This window comes from Archangium primigenium, from assembly GCF_016904885.1.
GTDB classification, from domain to species: domain Bacteria; phylum Myxococcota; class Myxococcia; order Myxococcales; family Myxococcaceae; genus Cystobacter; species Cystobacter primigenius.
This window is the reverse complement of record NZ_JADWYI010000001.1, coordinates 8703163-8717831: the sequence shown is the minus strand read 5'-3', so window position 1 is coordinate 8717831 and position 14669 is coordinate 8703163. Positions and strand designations below refer to the sequence as shown.

The following is a 14669-nucleotide window of genomic DNA, read 5'->3' as shown; positions in this document are numbered from 1 at the left end:
GCATGGGGTTCGCGGGTCCGACTGACCCCCTCACGGGTACCCCGGCGGCGCGCTTCGGGCTGTACGTGCACTTCCCGTACTGCGTGGCGAAGTGCCCCTACTGCGACTTCGCCGTGGCGGTGGTGCGCGAGGTGCCCGAGGAGCGCTACGCGCGCGCGGTGCTCACCGAGCTCGACGCGCGGCTGGCGGTCTGGCCCGCGCTGCGCGAGCGGCCCCTGGAGTCCATCTTCCTGGGCGGGGGCACGCCGTCCCTGTGGCACCCGCGCTGGGTGGCGCACGTGCTGGAGGGCATCGCGGCGCGGCTGCGCGTGGCGCCGGACGCGGAGGTGTCCCTGGAGGCCAACCCGGGCCTCGCGGACGCCGAGCGCTTCGCGGGCTACCGCGCCGCGGGCGTCAACCGGTTGTCGCTGGGCATGCAGTCCTTCCAGGCCGAGACGCTCCAGGCCCTGGGCCGCGAGCACACCGGCCCCCAGGGCGTGGCCGCGTACGACATGGCCCGGCGGGCGGGCTTCCCCCTCGTGTCCATGGACTTCATCTACGGCGTGCATGGCCAGTCGCGCGCGCAGGTGGAGGCGGATGCGCGCCAGGCCGTGGCGCTCGCGCCCGAGCACCTGTCCACCTACGCGCTCACCGTGGAGCGCGAGGTGCTGGCGGTGGCCACGCCCCTGTCGCGGCAACTGGACGCGGGCACCCTCGTCCTGCCTCCGGACGAGACCGTGGTGGAGATGGCCCAGACCCTGCGCGACGTCTACGCCGCCGGGGGCCTCGCGCGCTACGAGATCTCCAACCATGCCCGACCGGGCCTGGGCTCGCGCCACAACGCGCTGTACTGGACCGGCGGCGAGTACCTCGCGCTGGGCGTGGGCGCCACCGGCATGCTGCTCACCGAGGGCACGTGGGAGGCGCCCGCGCGGGGCCAGCGCTACGTGAATCCCCGGGGCTCGGGGGCGTACCTGCGCGCGGTGGAGGAGGGCCAGACGCCCACCATGGCCACCGTGGAGGACCTGGGCCCCGAGGAACTCTTCGAGGAGCGCCTGTCCATGGGCCTGCGGCTGCGCTCGGGCGTGGACTGGGAGGCGGTGTGTACGCGCTATGGCCAGGCCGTGGAGCCCCGGCGCGCGGAGGTGGCGCGGCTGGTGAAGCACGGCCTCGCCCGGCTGGACGGCCCCCGGCTGGTGCTCACCGACGCGGGCGCCGACGTGCACAGCGCCATCTGCGCGCGGCTGTTGTGAGCCCGCGCCCGGCCGCTCAGGGCGTGCCGCGCGAGAGCTCCACCCGGCCGTCGGGGTAGAGCGCCGTGAGCGTGTCGCCCTTGAGCTCCAGCGCCGCCAGGTGGTGGCCGTAGCCGGTGCTCAGGCCCGTGTCGATGAGCACCGCCTTGCCCCCGAAGCGCGCGCGGATCTTCCCCTCGCGCTCCGTGGTGTGGCCCATCACCATCCGCCGCGCCCCGAAGCGTCCCAGCACGCCATCGAGCGCCTGCTCCGCGCCGTCCTCGCCCAGGGCGTAGCCGCGGAACCACAAGGGCCCCTGGGGATCGCGCGCGCCGCCCGGGGCATTGCCCGGGGTCAGGTCCTGCCGCACCCACGCGTTGAGCTCGCCCAGCGTCTTGGCGGGCACGCTGGGCGCCACGCCGCCGTGGACGAACAGCGTGTCGTTGATGCGCACCACCGCGGCGTGCGTGCGCAGCCACCGGCCGTAGCGCCCCTCGGGGCCATAGGCCGCCCGGTGGCCGGCGAGCCCCTTGGGCTGGCCCTCCGCGTCCGCCTGGGGCGTCTGGTCCGCGAACGAGGCCAGCTCGCCGCTCGTCACGTAGCGCAGGTCCCCGAGCATGTTCATCACCTCGTGGTTGCCGAGCAGCGCGTGCACCCGGCCCCCCGCGGCGAGCGCCTCCTTCTCCAGCCGCATGAGCAGCTCGAAGGCCGCGCGCGAGTGGTCACCCCGGTCCGGGATGTCCCCCGTCTGCACCAGGTGGGCCTTGCCGCCCGTCCACTTGCCCTTGGCGTTGATGAGCCCCGCCATGCGCAGCACGTCCTTGAGCGCGTCCACGTCGCCGTGCACGTCGCCCACGGCCACCACGCGCTCCACGCCGGTGAAGACGTCCGGCTCCTTCGGCGCGGCGGCGGACGGGGCGGACGGAGGGGCCGCCGCCAGGAGCAAGGGGACGATCAAGGCCACGATGCGGGGGGACAGGTCGGGCATGGAGTCTACCTCGGCGAGGGGGGGCGGAAACGCGAACGGCGCGAGCAGGTCATGTGCCTGCCCGCGCCGTTCCTGTCCAGCCGCTCGTGAGGGGCCGGGCCCGGGCCTACTGCTGGCCCGCCAGCTTCAGGATGTTGAACTCGACGCGCCGGTTGTTCTCCCGGCCGAGCGCCGTCTTGTTGGTGTCCACGGGGCGGGTCTCGCCGTAGCCCTCCGCCTCGAGCCGCTCGGCCGCGATGCCCTCCTTGATGAGGAACTGGCGCACCGTGCCCGCGCGGCGCTTGGACAGGTTCAGGTTACTCGCGTCATTGCCCTGGTCATCCGTGTGGCCCTCCACGCGCAGCAACTCGATCTGCGGGTTGGCCCGGAGCACCGAGCCCACCTGCTTGAGCAGGTTGAACGACTTGGGAAGGATCACGTCCTTGGCCGTGGCGAAGTACACCTTGTCCAGGATGACGATGCGGTTGCCTTCCAGGCGCACCTTGGACTTGCCCTCGTCCGGGCAGCCGTCCTCGTCCTTCACGCCGTTGATGGTCTCCGGCTCGTTCGGGCACTGGTCCTGCGCGTCCGGGATGCCGTCCTGATCGTTGTCCGGATCCGGGCAGCCGTCCTCGTCCTGGAAGCCGTCCTTGTCCTCGGCCACCAGCGGGCACTTGTCCTTCACGTCCGGGATGCCGTCCCCGTCCGAGTCCTTGTTGGGATCCTCGTCCGGGCACCCATCCTCGTCCTGGTAGCCGTTGACCGTCTCGGGCTGCAGCGGGCACTTGTCCTTGGTGTCCGGGATGCCGTCCTTGTCGTTGTCCGGATCCGGGCAGCCGTCCTCGTCCTGGAAGCCGTCCTTGTCCTCGGGCTGCGTGGGGCACTTGTCCTTCACGTCCGGGATGCCGTCGCCGTCCGAGTCCACCGGCCCGGCGGGGACCGGCGCGGGCGCGGGAGTCGGCGTGGTCTCGGCCCGGGCCGGCTCACCCTCCGGCCTGCCCCAGTCGAGCCCCGCGAAGACGCGGAAGCCCGGCGTGCCGTAGCCGCGGGTGATGCCCGGGCCGCCGCCGATGTGGGCCGCCAGTCCGGGATTGAAGCGGTACTGCAGCGCCGCGAGCACCTCGAGGGGCCGCCCCGAGAAGTCGTTGTCGCCGAGCGCGAACGCGCCCGCCAGGTTGGCCCGGAGCGCCAGCTTCTGGGTGAAGGGCAGCTGGGCGCCCAGCGCGTACATCAGCTCGGTGCCCGCATCGAGGTTGCGCAGCTGCGCGGCCCGCTGGACGTTGGCGCCCAGGTTGGCCACCAGTCGGAAGCCCGCGGGCTCCCGCCCCCACTCGGCGATGAGCTGGGGACGGGCGCTGACACTCGCGCCGCCGCGGTAGTCCGCGCCTCCCGCGGTGGGCAGGTGGATGGGCACCACGAGGCCCAGGCCGAAGGCGCCCGCGGACACCAGGTGCGCCTTGGGCACGAGCCTCAAATCCCCGAGCCCCGAGCCCGTCGTCCCGGTGGCGAAGGGCGTGCCGGAGGTGGCCGCCTGCCCGGCCTGGTAGGTGAGCGGCACCGCCACCCCCAGCTCGAAGCGCTCCCACAGCGACAGCGAGCCCATCAGGTCGAGCGTCGCCTGGTCCGACACGATCTCGTGGACGAAGGTGTCCGTGCGAGGGTTGAAGATGCCCAGGGGGTTGCTCGCGTAGTTGATCGACGCCCCGAGGTGCCATCCCAGGTGCTGGCCCACCCGGGCGCCGTGCACGCCCAGGATGTCGTTGATGCCCGGGCCGGGCTTGTAGCGCTGTGCGTCGATGGACTCGGACAGGGGTGCCGCCGTCACCTGGGCGTGCGCGGTCGGAGCCGCGAGCACGCCCATGAGACCGAGCAGGCCCCCCTTGGCCAGCGCCCCCCGGAGCGAGGAGCGCCGCGAGCGCAGCCAGGGCGCGGCGAGCAGCGCCGTGGTGAGCCACGCGAGCGGAGCGCCGCCCGAGCTGCTGCAGCCCCGGCCACCGATGAGGTAGTCGTCGCGGCCATCCAGCGGGTTGGTGCCGCTCTTCACCTCGTCGTAGTCGTTCACGCCGCCGCCGTCGGTGTCGGCCTTGAGCGGATCGCTCTCACCCGGGTCCACCTTGCCGTTCTGGTTCTTGTCCTCCTCGCCGTCCTTGAGGCCGTCGCCGTCGGTGTCCGCGTTGTTCGGATCCGTGCCGTTGGCGATCTCCACGCTGTCCGGGATGCCATCGCCGTCCGAGTCCACGCCGCCACCGGGGGTGGGCTGATCGTCCGCGGGGTTGTTGGGATCCGTCTCGCCCGCGTCGATGCGGCCGTTGTGGTTCCGGTCCTCGCCACCGTCCGGCACGCCGCCCTTGTCGGTGTCCGGATCCAGCGGGTTGGTCTGGGTGGAGGGGTCCTGGTCGGGGACGAAGACGGACAGGTCGGTGCCCGTGCCCTGGGGCGCGGTCAGGCCAATCTCGGTGCCGTCCTGGATGCCATCGCCGTCGGTGTCGGGCTTGCGCGGATCCGTCTCGCCCGGGTCCACCTTGCCGTCGTGGTTCTTGTCCTCGTTGCCGTCGGTGATGCCGTCGTTGTCCGTGTCGTCGCTGCTCGGGTTGGTGCCGTTGGCGACCTCGGTGGCGTCGGGGATGCCATCGCCGTCGGAGTCCTTGGTGGGGTCGTCATCCGCGGGGTTGTTGGGATCCGTCTCGCCCGCGTCGATGCGGCCGTTGTGGTTCAGGTCCTCGGCGCCGTCCCACACGCCACCCTTGTCGGTGTCCTTGTCGAGCGGGTTGGTCTTGGTGGAGGGGTCCTGGTCGGCGACGAAGAGGGCGGGGTTGGTGCCCGTGCCCTGGGGCGCGCTCAGGCCCAGCTCGGTGCCGTCCTGGATGCCGTCGCCGTCGGTGTCACGGTTGCGCGGATCGGTCTCGCCCGCGTCCACCTTGCCGTCGTGGTTCTTGTCCTCGTTGCCGTCCTTGATGCCGTCGTCGTCCGAGTCGTCGTCGTTCGGATCCGTGCCGTTGGCGTTCTCGATGACGTCGGGCAGGCCATCGCCATCGCTGTCGACCGTCACGTCGTCCGCGGCGTTGTTCGGGTTGGTCTCGCCCGCGTCGATGCGGCCGTTGTGGTTCTTGTCCTCGACGCCGTCCCACACGCCACCCTTGTCGGTGTCCTTGTCGAGCGGGTTGGTCTTGGTCGAGGGGTCCAGGTCGGCGATGAAGAGGGCGGGGTTGGTGCCCGTGCCCTGGGGCGCGGTCAGGCCAATCTCGGTGCCGTCCTGGATGCCGTCGCCGTCGGTGTCACGGTTGCGCGGGTCGGTCTCGTCCGCGTCCACCTTGCCGTCGTGGTTCTTGTCCTCGTTGCCGTCCTTGATGCCGTCGTCGTCCGAGTCGTCGTCGTTCGGGTCGGTGCCGTTGGCGTTCTCGATGACGTCGGGCAGGCCGTCGCCGTCGCTGTCGATCAGGCCGTCATCCGCGGGATTGTTCGGGTCGATCTCGCCCGCGTCGATGCGGCCGTTGTGGTTCTTGTCCTCGACGCCGTCCCACACGCCACCCTTGTCGGTGTCGCGGTCGAGCGGGTTGGTGGTGGTGGAGGGGTCCAGGTCGGCGATGAAGACGGCGGGGTTGGTGCCCGTGCCCTGGGGCGCGGTCAGGCCCAGCTCGGTGCCGTCCTGGAGGCCGTCGCCGTCGGTGTCACGCTTGCGCGGGTCGGTCTCGTCCGCGTCCACCTTGCCGTCGTGGTTCTTGTCCTCGTTGCCGTCCTTGATGCCGTCGTCATCCGAGTCATCGTCGTTCGGGTTGGTGCCCGTGGCGATCTCGACGCTGTCGGGGATGCCGTCGTTGTCGCTGTCGGTCAGGTCGTCCGCGGGGTTGTTCGGGTCGGTCTCGCCCGAGTCGATGCGGCCGTTGTGATTGAGGTCCTCGATGCCATCGGGCACGCCGCCGTTGTCGGTGTCGGCGTCCAGCGGCAGCGTGGTGGTGGAGGGATCCTGGTCGGCGATGAAGACGGCGAGGTTGGTGCCCGTGCCCTGGGGCGCGGTCAGGCCCATCTCGGTGCCGTCCTGGATGCCGTCCCCGTCGGTGTCCTTGAGGCGGGGGTCCGTCTCGCCGCCGTCCACGACGCCGTTGGCGTTCGTGTCCTCGTTGCCATCGAGGATGCCGTCATCGTCCGTGTCATCGTCGTTCGGGTTGGTGCCCGTGGCGGTCTCGATGCTGTCGGGGATGCCGTCGTTGTCGCTGTCGAGGCCCACGAGCCACGTGTAGGTGGCGGGCGTGGTGTCCACGAAGCCCGAGTAGTTGCGGGCGCGCACGCGGAAGGTGTGCCGACCATCCGGCAGGTCCGTGTACGTCTTCGTGTACACGAGCGTCGGGGTGCAGGTGGTGAAGGTGACGCCATTCAGGCTGCACTCGAAGCTCTGGATGCCACCGGACGGGATGCCCTCGTACTCGAAGGTGGCCGTGCGGTCGAGCGTCTTGGCCGGCGGGTTCTTGGTGATCTTCGTGTCGGGCGGGTTGACGCTGATGCTGAAGGGCACGCTCGTGGCGGTGCTCTCGTTGCCCGCGGCGTCCTTGGCCGTGGCGCCCACGGTGTGCGGGCCGTCGGCCAGCGCCGTGGGGGCGATGAGGAACCAGTTGCCCGAGCTGTCGGCGCGGATGCGGCCGATGACCCGGCCGTCCACGCTCACGGTGACCAGGGCGTTGGGCTCGGCGGTGCCCTCGAAGGTGGGGCGCTGGGTTTTGTCGAACACCTGGCCCGAGGTGGGCGCGGTGATGACGGGCGGCGAGGGGGCGATGGCGTCCACCGTGAAGTCGTTGCGCACGATGTCGCTCGTCACACCGGCGGCGTTGCGCGCCTGGGCGGTGACATTGTGGGCGCCCTGGGCCAGGTCGGCGCGGCCCGTGGGGGTGGGGCAGGACCAGTTGCCCGCCGCGTCGGCGGTGGTGGTGCACAGGTCGGTGCCATCCACCTTCACGATGACCGTGTAGCCCGGCCGCGCGGTGCCCGAGTACACGGGGCGCTTGTTGTTGATGAGCGCGCCGTTGGCCGGCACCTTGATGACGGGCCGGGGAACCTCGGCGACCTCGAAGTCGGTGGGGCCCGAGCCCTCCGGGCTCTGCGAGGGCGTGTCCACCGGATCGATGCCGAGCATGCCGCCGGCGGTGATGATGGCCTGGTTCTCGACGATGCCCGAGACGCCGGACTTCACGATCGCGACGAAGGTGAGGCTGGTGCTCTCGCCCACGTCACCCGGCTGGATGATGCCCCGGAGCGTGCCGCCGCGGGTGGGCGTGGCGCCCTTGCCCAGGTACACGGTGATGGTGCGCGTGGCCGTGTCGTAGTGGCCCACGTCGTCGCCCTTGGCGTCGGTGAGCTGGCCGAGCGGTGTGCTGTCGCCGGGCGCCACGCTGAGCAGCTCGAGCGAGTCCGCCTCGTAGTCCAGCTGGGGGGGCAGCTTGTCGTTGACCACCGTGTCCTTGGAGTGGTCATCGCCCGTGTTCTGCGTGGTGATGGTGTAGCGGATGCGGTCGCCCGGACGCACCGTGCCGTCCTTGCGCGTGAGGTTCTCGGCCGTCTTGAGGGTGTTGGTGAAGTCGGGCGCCTGGGTGGTGATGGAGGTGATGAAGCCCGCGAGCCAGAAGCGGTCACCCGAGGTGTTGGCGAGCGCCGTGGCGGTGTGGTCGCCCGCGGCCACCGTGACGTCCACCACGTCCAGGTCGATGCCGGACATGCTGCCCGGCGTGCCGGTGAGCTGCGGCCGGTCGTTGCGGTTGCTGATGGGGTAGGAATCGAACTTGCCGTCGGAGCCCGGGTCCAGGCCGGTCAGCGGCGTGTCCGTGGTCACGCCCGTCTTCGTGGTGCTCCACGAGCGCGTGCTGTTGAAGAAGTTGTTGGGCGGGTTGAGGTCGTTGCTGACGATCTTCCCGTTGAAGGAGAACGTGTCGTTGATGTCCGGCGCGGGGTCGTCGCCCTCGAAGGCGATGACGCCCAGCTTGGCGTCCACCGCGTACGTGGGCACGTAGAAGCCGCTCAGGGTGAAGGACGTGCCCGGCGCCCCATCCACGATGCGCATGCTGTCGAAGAGCTTGAGGTGGCGCTTGGTGGCGCCCGGCACCTCGTAGAACACCGCCATCCACCAGCCGTCGAAGATGTACTCGCCGCCGCCCGCGCTGGTGTCCAACGACACCGCCAGCACGTCGCTGATCTGATAGCGGCCCGCGCCGTAGTTCTTCACGATGTCGGTGATGTCCGCCGTGGACTGGTACTGGTACTCGCCGCCCGCCGTGTACTGGAAGGCGTAGTCGTCCGCGGTGAGGTCCATCTCGAAGCCGGCCACGCCCGGCCGGGACAGGTGCGCGGTGAGGTCCGGCGCCTGGACCTTGTCGCCGGCGCCCGCGGTGAAGCGGGTGGCCGCCCAGTACAGCCGCGCGTAGACCACCGTGGCGCCCGTGGGCAGCGACAGCGCCGCCTGGCTCGAGGCCGTCAGCGGGTTGATGCCCTTGCTCGAGGTGGTGATGGGCGCGGCGGGCTGGGTGGTGGCCCCCGTGGTCTCCATGGCCGGGTCATTCAACGTCCAGAAGAAGTCCGGGGACGTGTCGCGCTGGTAGCAGGCCGGATCGCCCGGCACGAACGTTTCCACCGGCGGCATGCGGCCGGTGATGGGCAAGGGCGTCGTCTTGCGGCAGTCCTGCGCGAGCGTATTGCCGACGAGCGCGAAGTTGCCGCGCAGGTCCTCGGCGTAGCGCAGCTTGGGCGGCGCGTTGCTCACGGGCTGGGCCTGGACGGCGCCCGAGGTGAGGCTCATCGCGACGGCGATCAGCAGCGCCGGGATGCTCGAGCGCATCGCGCGACCTGCACCGGATGAGGGGGGCGGCGAGGGGTCGGGATTTCTCATGAAGTCCACGGGGTTCAAGAGGGAGTGGAAAAAAGAAGGCGGAGCGCGCTGCTGCAATGTCGACGCCAGGGGGGTTGCGACTGTCGATCCTACGCCAGTGCTCCCAGGGGCCGCGAATTCCCGGTCGATTCCGCTTGCAATCCCGAAAAACGCGCCCCGAACACTCGGCAATGCATGGAATTCAGGCCGCCGGGCCGCCCTCCGCGAGTGGCGCGAAACGCCCCCCGGGGCGAAACGCCACGCCCCACAACGCCCCCGGAGGGGCGCGGGGGCCGGGGGGATGGGCGGCGCTCCGGACCTGCTGATATGAGGCGCGCGCGATGATCAAAGGTTGGCTGTTGTGGATGCTGTTGGCGCGGCTGACGGGCAGCCCGGTGCTCTCGGCGCTGGTGGTGCTCGGCGCGCTGTGGCTGTTGGATCGCGCCACGGTGGGTGTGCTGCCCCGGCCCATGCGGGCGCTGGCGCGCTGGCGCCGGGCCTCGCAACTCCAGCGCACGCTGCACACCAACCCCCATGACCGCCGCGCCCGCGCGGAGCTGGCGGACCTGTACGTGGGCTGGGGCCGCCATGCGGCGGCGGTGGAGGTGCTCAAGCCCAACCTGGAGGCGGGGGACGAGGACGTCGCCACGCTCTACCTGCTGGGCGTGGCGTACCTGGGCTCGGGGGACAAGGCCCGGGGCGAGCTGTTGCTCGACGAGGCCGAGAAGCTCGACGCGCGCTACCAGATGGGCGCCATCGACCTGGAGCGCGGGCGCCACCGGCTGGCGCGCGGGGACTTCCCGGGCGCCATCGAGGCCCTGGGGCGGCTGCGCGAGGCGCGGCCCGGCACGGTGGAGGGCCGGGTGCTGCTGGCGCGCGCGCTCGACCGGGCGGGCCGGGACGCGGACGGGGCGCTGATGCGCGAGGATGCCTGGCGCGAGTACACGGCCGCGCCCTCCTTCCAGCGGCGGCGCGAGCGGCTGTGGGCGTGGCGGGCGCGTCCCAGCCGGCCCCTGCTGTACGGGGGCGCCCTGGTGGTGGGGCTCGTGCTCGTGGGCACGGTGCTCACGCGGCTGACCCCCTCGGAGACCGAGTACTACCAGCCGGATGGCACCTACGCCTGGGAGGACGACGGGGAATAGGGGACTTGAGCCCCAGCGGATATTTCCTGACTCCCCCGGAGAACCGCTAAGCTGGGGCGCCATGTTCGCCACGCCCGCCCAGGTCCTCAAGCAGCGCGACGGGGCTCTCGCCGAGACGCCCTTCCCGCTGTTGCTCCACGCGCTGTCCATCGAGGAGCGCTCGTGCACGCTGGAGCTCAAGGTGCGCCAGCGCGAGAAGCGCATCACCTTCGAGGACGGCGCGCCGGTGGCGAGCTCCAGCAACCTGCTGCACGAGACGTTGGGCAAGTTCCTCGTGGAGAAGGGCAAGCTCTCCGAGGTGGACTACCAGAAGGCGCTCGCCGAGAGCGTGAGCACGGACGTGCCGCTCGGCGGCCTCCTGGTGCAGAAGGGCCTCATCAGCCCGTTCGACCTGTACAAGCAGATGCAGGCGAACATGGCCATGAGCCTGTTGGACTGCTTTCGCTGGACGGACGCGCGCTTCCGGCTCATCGCGGACGTGGAGCCGCCGGACACCAGCGTGCGCATGAACAGCTCGCAGCTCATCCTCACCGGGGTGAGCAACGTGATGCCCTTCGACGAGGTGGCCACGCACTTCGCCTTCACCGACGAGCAGCGCTTCGCGCAGGTGCCCGGCATCGAGGGGCCCAAGCTGTCGGCCAAGGACGCGCGGCTCTTCCAGGCGCTGCGCTTCCGGCCCACCTTCTCCGAGCTGATGGAGCGCTCGGGCATGGACACCGACGCCACGCTGCGCCGGCTCTACGCCTTCTGCCTCCTGGGGCTCGCGGACTTCACCGAGGAGGTGGACAAGCGGCCCGCCCCCGTCGCGGCGGGCTCGGGCGCGCACGCCGTGGCGCCGCCCCCGCCCGGGCCCGCCCTCACGCCCATGCCCGGCACGCTGGAGACGGTGTCGGCCGTGCCCGCGGGCCTGCCGTTCTCGGACGAGGACGACGGCGTGAAGAACGCGCTGCTCAGCGCCTTCCTCTCGCACCGCAGCCAGGATCCGTTCGACCTGCTCGCCGTGCCGGAGAACGTGCAGCCGGTGGCGCTGCGCAAGGCGTTCCTCGCGCTGTCCGACAAGTTCTCGCCCCTGCGCTTCCAGACGGCGGACCTCAAGGAGAAGGCCGAGGGACTGCTGGTGGCCTACGCGCGCGCGTACGGGGCGCTCACCGAGGTGGAGCAGGCGGCGCTCTGGCGCAAGCGGCGCCAGGCGGCGCGCGAGAAGAAGACGAACAACACGGGCCGGCCCTCCACCGCGGAGCAGTTCCGCATCCGCACGGACCTCTTGGACGCGACCACCCAGTTCGACGAGGCGATGAAGCGCCTGAAGGCCACCAACCACGCGGGCGCCTTCGAGTACTTCGAGTACGCGTGCGACATCGACCCGAAGCCGCTCTACAAGGCCTACCGCGCCTGGGCGCGCTACCTGATGAAGCCCGAGTCGCACGGCAAGCTCGCGCTGCAGGAGTTGCAGGACGTGCTCAAGCAGGAGCCCGGGTGCGAGGAGGCGTGGTTCTTCACCGGCGAGGTGTCGCGCGGCGAGGGCCAGTGGGCCCAGGCCGAGGACGCCTACCGCAAGGCCTTCAAGATCAACCCGAAGAACCGCCAGTACGTGGACCTGGTGCAGGAGACGATGAAGCGCGTGAAGCGCTGAGGCTCGGTGCACTGCCTCAGTGCACCACCGTCACGGGGCGGCTGGCGTGGTGGATCACCCGGTCGCTCACCGAGCCGAGCAGCCACTTGCCGCCGGCGTTGAGCCCCCGGGCGCCCACGACGATGTGGTCCGCGCCGAGCCGGTCGGCCTGCTCGACGATGGTGTCCGCGGGTCGGCCGATCTCCACCACCTTCTGCACCTGGGCGCGGGGCAGGTCCGCGGCGAGCTCGTCGAGCAGGCGCTTGACCCGCTCCATGTCCTCGGCCGAGCGCTGACCGGTGGAGATGAGCTCCGAGTCCAGGAAGCCGAGCGGCACCATCCGGGGCGGTTCGAGCACGAAAAGCAGGGTGATGCGCGACTGGGTCTGCTGGGCCAGATCATGCGCGAAGCGCGCGGCCTTGCGCGAGGTCTCCGAGCCATCGATCGCGACGAGGATGTGCTGAATCACGTCCGCCCTCCTGTGGCCTGTGGGTCCTCCCTTCAGGGTGGGGCCGCGGGCGTCAGGAGCAAGCCCGGCGCCTGGCGCCCCGCTCCGGCACCAGGCGGGCGGGGAGGGGCTCGGGAGGGACTCAGTACGGAGGCAGGAGCCGCCGGAACCCGTGGCCCAGCACCACGACGAGCACGAGCAGGTTGCGCGGCACGAGCGCCGGCCAGAACAGGGGCAGGGCGCCCGGGGACGTGTCCGTGGCGGGGCCCGCGAAGCGCGCGGCGAGCCGTCCCCCGAGCCGCCGCATCCACGCCACGGAGCGGGGCCACTCGGCGATGGGCGCGAGCCACTCGGCGGGGATGGCGCCCGGACCGAGCGTGGCGCCCATGAGCGCTCCGACGATGGCGCCCGTGGTGTCGCTGTCCCCGCCGAGCAGGATGGTTTCCTCCACCGCCCGCCGGAAGTCCGTGGCGTGCCGCAGCCAGGCGTAGAGCACCACCGGCACGGTGTGCAGGACGTAGCCGCTCACGCCGTCTCCGAGCCCCAAGTCCTCGGCGAACGCCGCCACGCTCGCCCCGCGCTCCCAGGCCGCGCGGAGGCAGGCGAATGCCTCGCGCAGGAGCGGCTCGTCGACATGGGCCGCCCACTCGCGCATCACCTCCTCCGCGTCCACGCCCGCGGGTCCGCGCCGGGCGCCATGGGCCGCCGCCAGCGCCACCGCCAGGGCGCCCTGCTCGGCGCGGGCATCCCGGTGGGTGAGCCGGCTCGAGGCCCGCACGAAGGCCGCCAGCCGCTCCGGCTGCTCGGCGAAGCACACCCCGAGGAGGGGCGCGCGCATGGCCGGACCATTGCCCGCGGACACCACCCCGCTGTGCTGGGGGGAAAAGCCGAGCCAGAGCTTCACCGTGGCGCGCAGCGTGGCCCAGCCCACCCCGGCGGGCAGCCCGAGCAGCCAGCCGCGCAGCCGCCACGCGAGGCTCCGGGCGAAGCGCTCGGGGGCCTCGGGCGCGGCGAGCAGGGCCTGGCCGACCATGCACGCATGCTCGGTGTCGTCGCTGCCCACGCCCCGGCCGAGCAGGAAGCGGTGGTGCAGCGGGGCCGGGCCGAACATGCGCAGGGCGCGCCGGTGGGACAGGCCCTCGCGGGGCAGCCCCAGCGCGTCGCCCACGACCGTTCCCAGCAGCGCCCCCTCGAACGCATCGGCTCTCATGCCGCGAGTGTACCCCGTCCGCCCGACGCTCCAGGGGCCCCGGGCCCCGTGATACACGTCCCCCTCATGATGGATGTGTTCGCACGAGAGCTGGCGTGGGCGCGGCTGCACATGCCCCTGACGCGCGCCGGGGGCGAGGCGCTGCCGGACCTGAAGGGCATCCGGCTCGCGTGCTCCATGCACCTGGACCTCAAGATGATCCCCGCCGTGGAGGCCTTGCTCGACAAGGGCGCGGCGGTGTTCCTCACCACGTGCAACGCCACCACGGTGCGCGACGAGGTGGTGGCGTGGTTGCGCGCGCGCGGCGCCGAGGCCCATGCGTGGAAGGACATGTCCCCGGAGGCGCTGGCCGAGGGCACCGCGCGGGCGCTCGCCTGGGGCCCCACGCACCTGTGCGAGATGGGCGCGGACCTCTCCGGGGCGCTGCACGCGCGCGAGGGCGGGCCCGCGGTGCGCGGGAGCCTGGAGGCCACGGGCTCGGGCATCGCCCGGCTGCGCGCGCTGTCCCCGCGCTACCCGGTCTTCAACTGGGACGACCTGCCCATCAAGGAAGGGCTGCACAACCGCTGGCTGGTGGGGCTCACCACTTGGCTGGCCTTCTGTGAGCGCACGCACCTGTCCCTGCACGGCAAGCGGGTGCTGGTGGTGGGCCATGGGCGGGTGGGGCAGGGGGTGGCGGACGTGGCGCGGGCCTTCGGCGCGACGGTGGAGGTGGCCGAGCGGGACGCGGCGCGGCTGCTGGAGGCGCGCTACGCGGGTTGGGACGCGGGGCCGCTGACCCCCGAGCGGCTCGCGCGCGCGGAGGTGATCGTCACGGCGACGGGCGCCGCGCGGGTCATCGGTGCGCCAGAACTGGCCCACCTGCGCGCGGGCTGCTTCCTGCTCAACGTGGGCCACGTGGCGGACGAGCTCGACGTGGCGGCGTTGGGGCCGCGGCGCGAGCTGCTTCCCCACGTGGAGGAGGTGTCACCGCGGGGCCGGCCCCTCTACCTGTTCGCCGGGGGCTCCATGGCCAACCTCACGGCGGGCTGGGGGGACAGCCTCAACGCCTTCGACGTGACGCTGGCCACGCTGCTGGCCGGGCTCGGCTTCCTCTTCACCGAGGGCGAGCGCCAGGCGCCGGGACTCCACCCCCTGCCGCGCGCCGTCTGGGCCTCGGTGGCCGTGGCGGCCGCCGCCCGCTGAGCGAGGGGGTTGCTCCAAAAGGAAAAGGCCCGGCCTCACGCGGAGAC

The 14669-nt window shown here is 71.9% G+C and carries 8 protein-coding genes; 4 read left to right on the top strand and 4 right to left on the bottom strand.

The window, feature by feature from the left end; all coding sequences use genetic code 11:
- The first annotated feature begins 2 nt into the window (after positions 1–2).
- Positions 3–1232, top strand: coding sequence for a radical SAM family heme chaperone HemW (gene hemW / locus I3V78_RS35780; RefSeq protein WP_204494990.1), 1230 nt, complete (start codon positions 3–5; stop codon positions 1230–1232).
- 16 nt (positions 1233–1248) lie between these two features.
- Here the strand turns inward: hemW and I3V78_RS35775 are convergent, their stop codons facing one another.
- Together I3V78_RS35775 and I3V78_RS35770 are read right to left on the bottom strand one after the other, a co-directional pair.
- Positions 1249–2199 carry a metallophosphoesterase gene (locus tag I3V78_RS35775; RefSeq protein ID WP_204494988.1) on the bottom strand — a complete coding sequence of 317 codons (951 nt, stop codon included), beginning with the start codon at positions 2197–2199 and terminating at the stop codon, positions 1249–1251.
- A 106-nt stretch (positions 2200–2305) separates the two neighbouring features.
- The gene (locus I3V78_RS35770) at positions 2306–8995 is read right to left on the bottom strand and encodes an Ig-like domain-containing protein (RefSeq protein WP_204494985.1); all 6690 of its coding nucleotides are present in this window, start codon (positions 8993–8995) and stop codon (positions 2306–2308) included.
- Positions 8996–9366: 371 nt separating this feature from the next.
- Here I3V78_RS35770 and I3V78_RS35765 point away from each other — a divergent pair, with 371 nt between their 5' ends.
- Both I3V78_RS35765 and I3V78_RS35760 read left to right on the top strand, forming a co-directional pair.
- Positions 9367–10167 carry a tetratricopeptide repeat protein gene (locus I3V78_RS35765; RefSeq protein ID WP_204494983.1) on the top strand — a complete coding sequence of 267 codons (801 nt, stop codon included), beginning with the start codon at positions 9367–9369 and terminating at the stop codon, positions 10165–10167.
- Between the two features lie 61 nt (positions 10168–10228).
- On the top strand, positions 10229–11800 hold the full coding sequence (locus I3V78_RS35760) for a DUF4388 domain-containing protein (RefSeq protein ID WP_204494981.1): 1572 nt from the start codon (positions 10229–10231) through the stop codon (positions 11798–11800).
- A 16-nt stretch (positions 11801–11816) separates the two neighbouring features.
- On the opposite strand, the gene I3V78_RS35755 is transcribed toward I3V78_RS35760, so the two are convergent.
- Both I3V78_RS35755 and I3V78_RS35750 read right to left on the bottom strand, forming a co-directional pair.
- A complete protein-coding gene (locus tag I3V78_RS35755; protein ID WP_204494979.1) occupies positions 11817–12248 on the bottom strand; it encodes a universal stress protein in 432 nt (143 codons plus the stop codon).
- A gap of 121 nt (positions 12249–12369) precedes the next feature.
- Positions 12370–13437 (bottom strand): ADP-ribosylglycohydrolase family protein, encoded by a 1068-nt coding sequence (locus tag I3V78_RS35750; protein WP_204494977.1) that lies wholly within the window; start codon positions 13435–13437, stop codon positions 12370–12372.
- 66 nt (positions 13438–13503) lie between these two features.
- Between I3V78_RS35750 and I3V78_RS35745 the strand changes: the two genes are divergently transcribed.
- Positions 13504–14622, top strand: a complete 1119-nt coding sequence (locus tag I3V78_RS35745) for an adenosylhomocysteinase (RefSeq protein ID WP_204494975.1) — start codon at positions 13504–13506, stop codon at positions 14620–14622.
- The last annotated feature ends 47 nt before the right edge of the window (positions 14623–14669 follow it).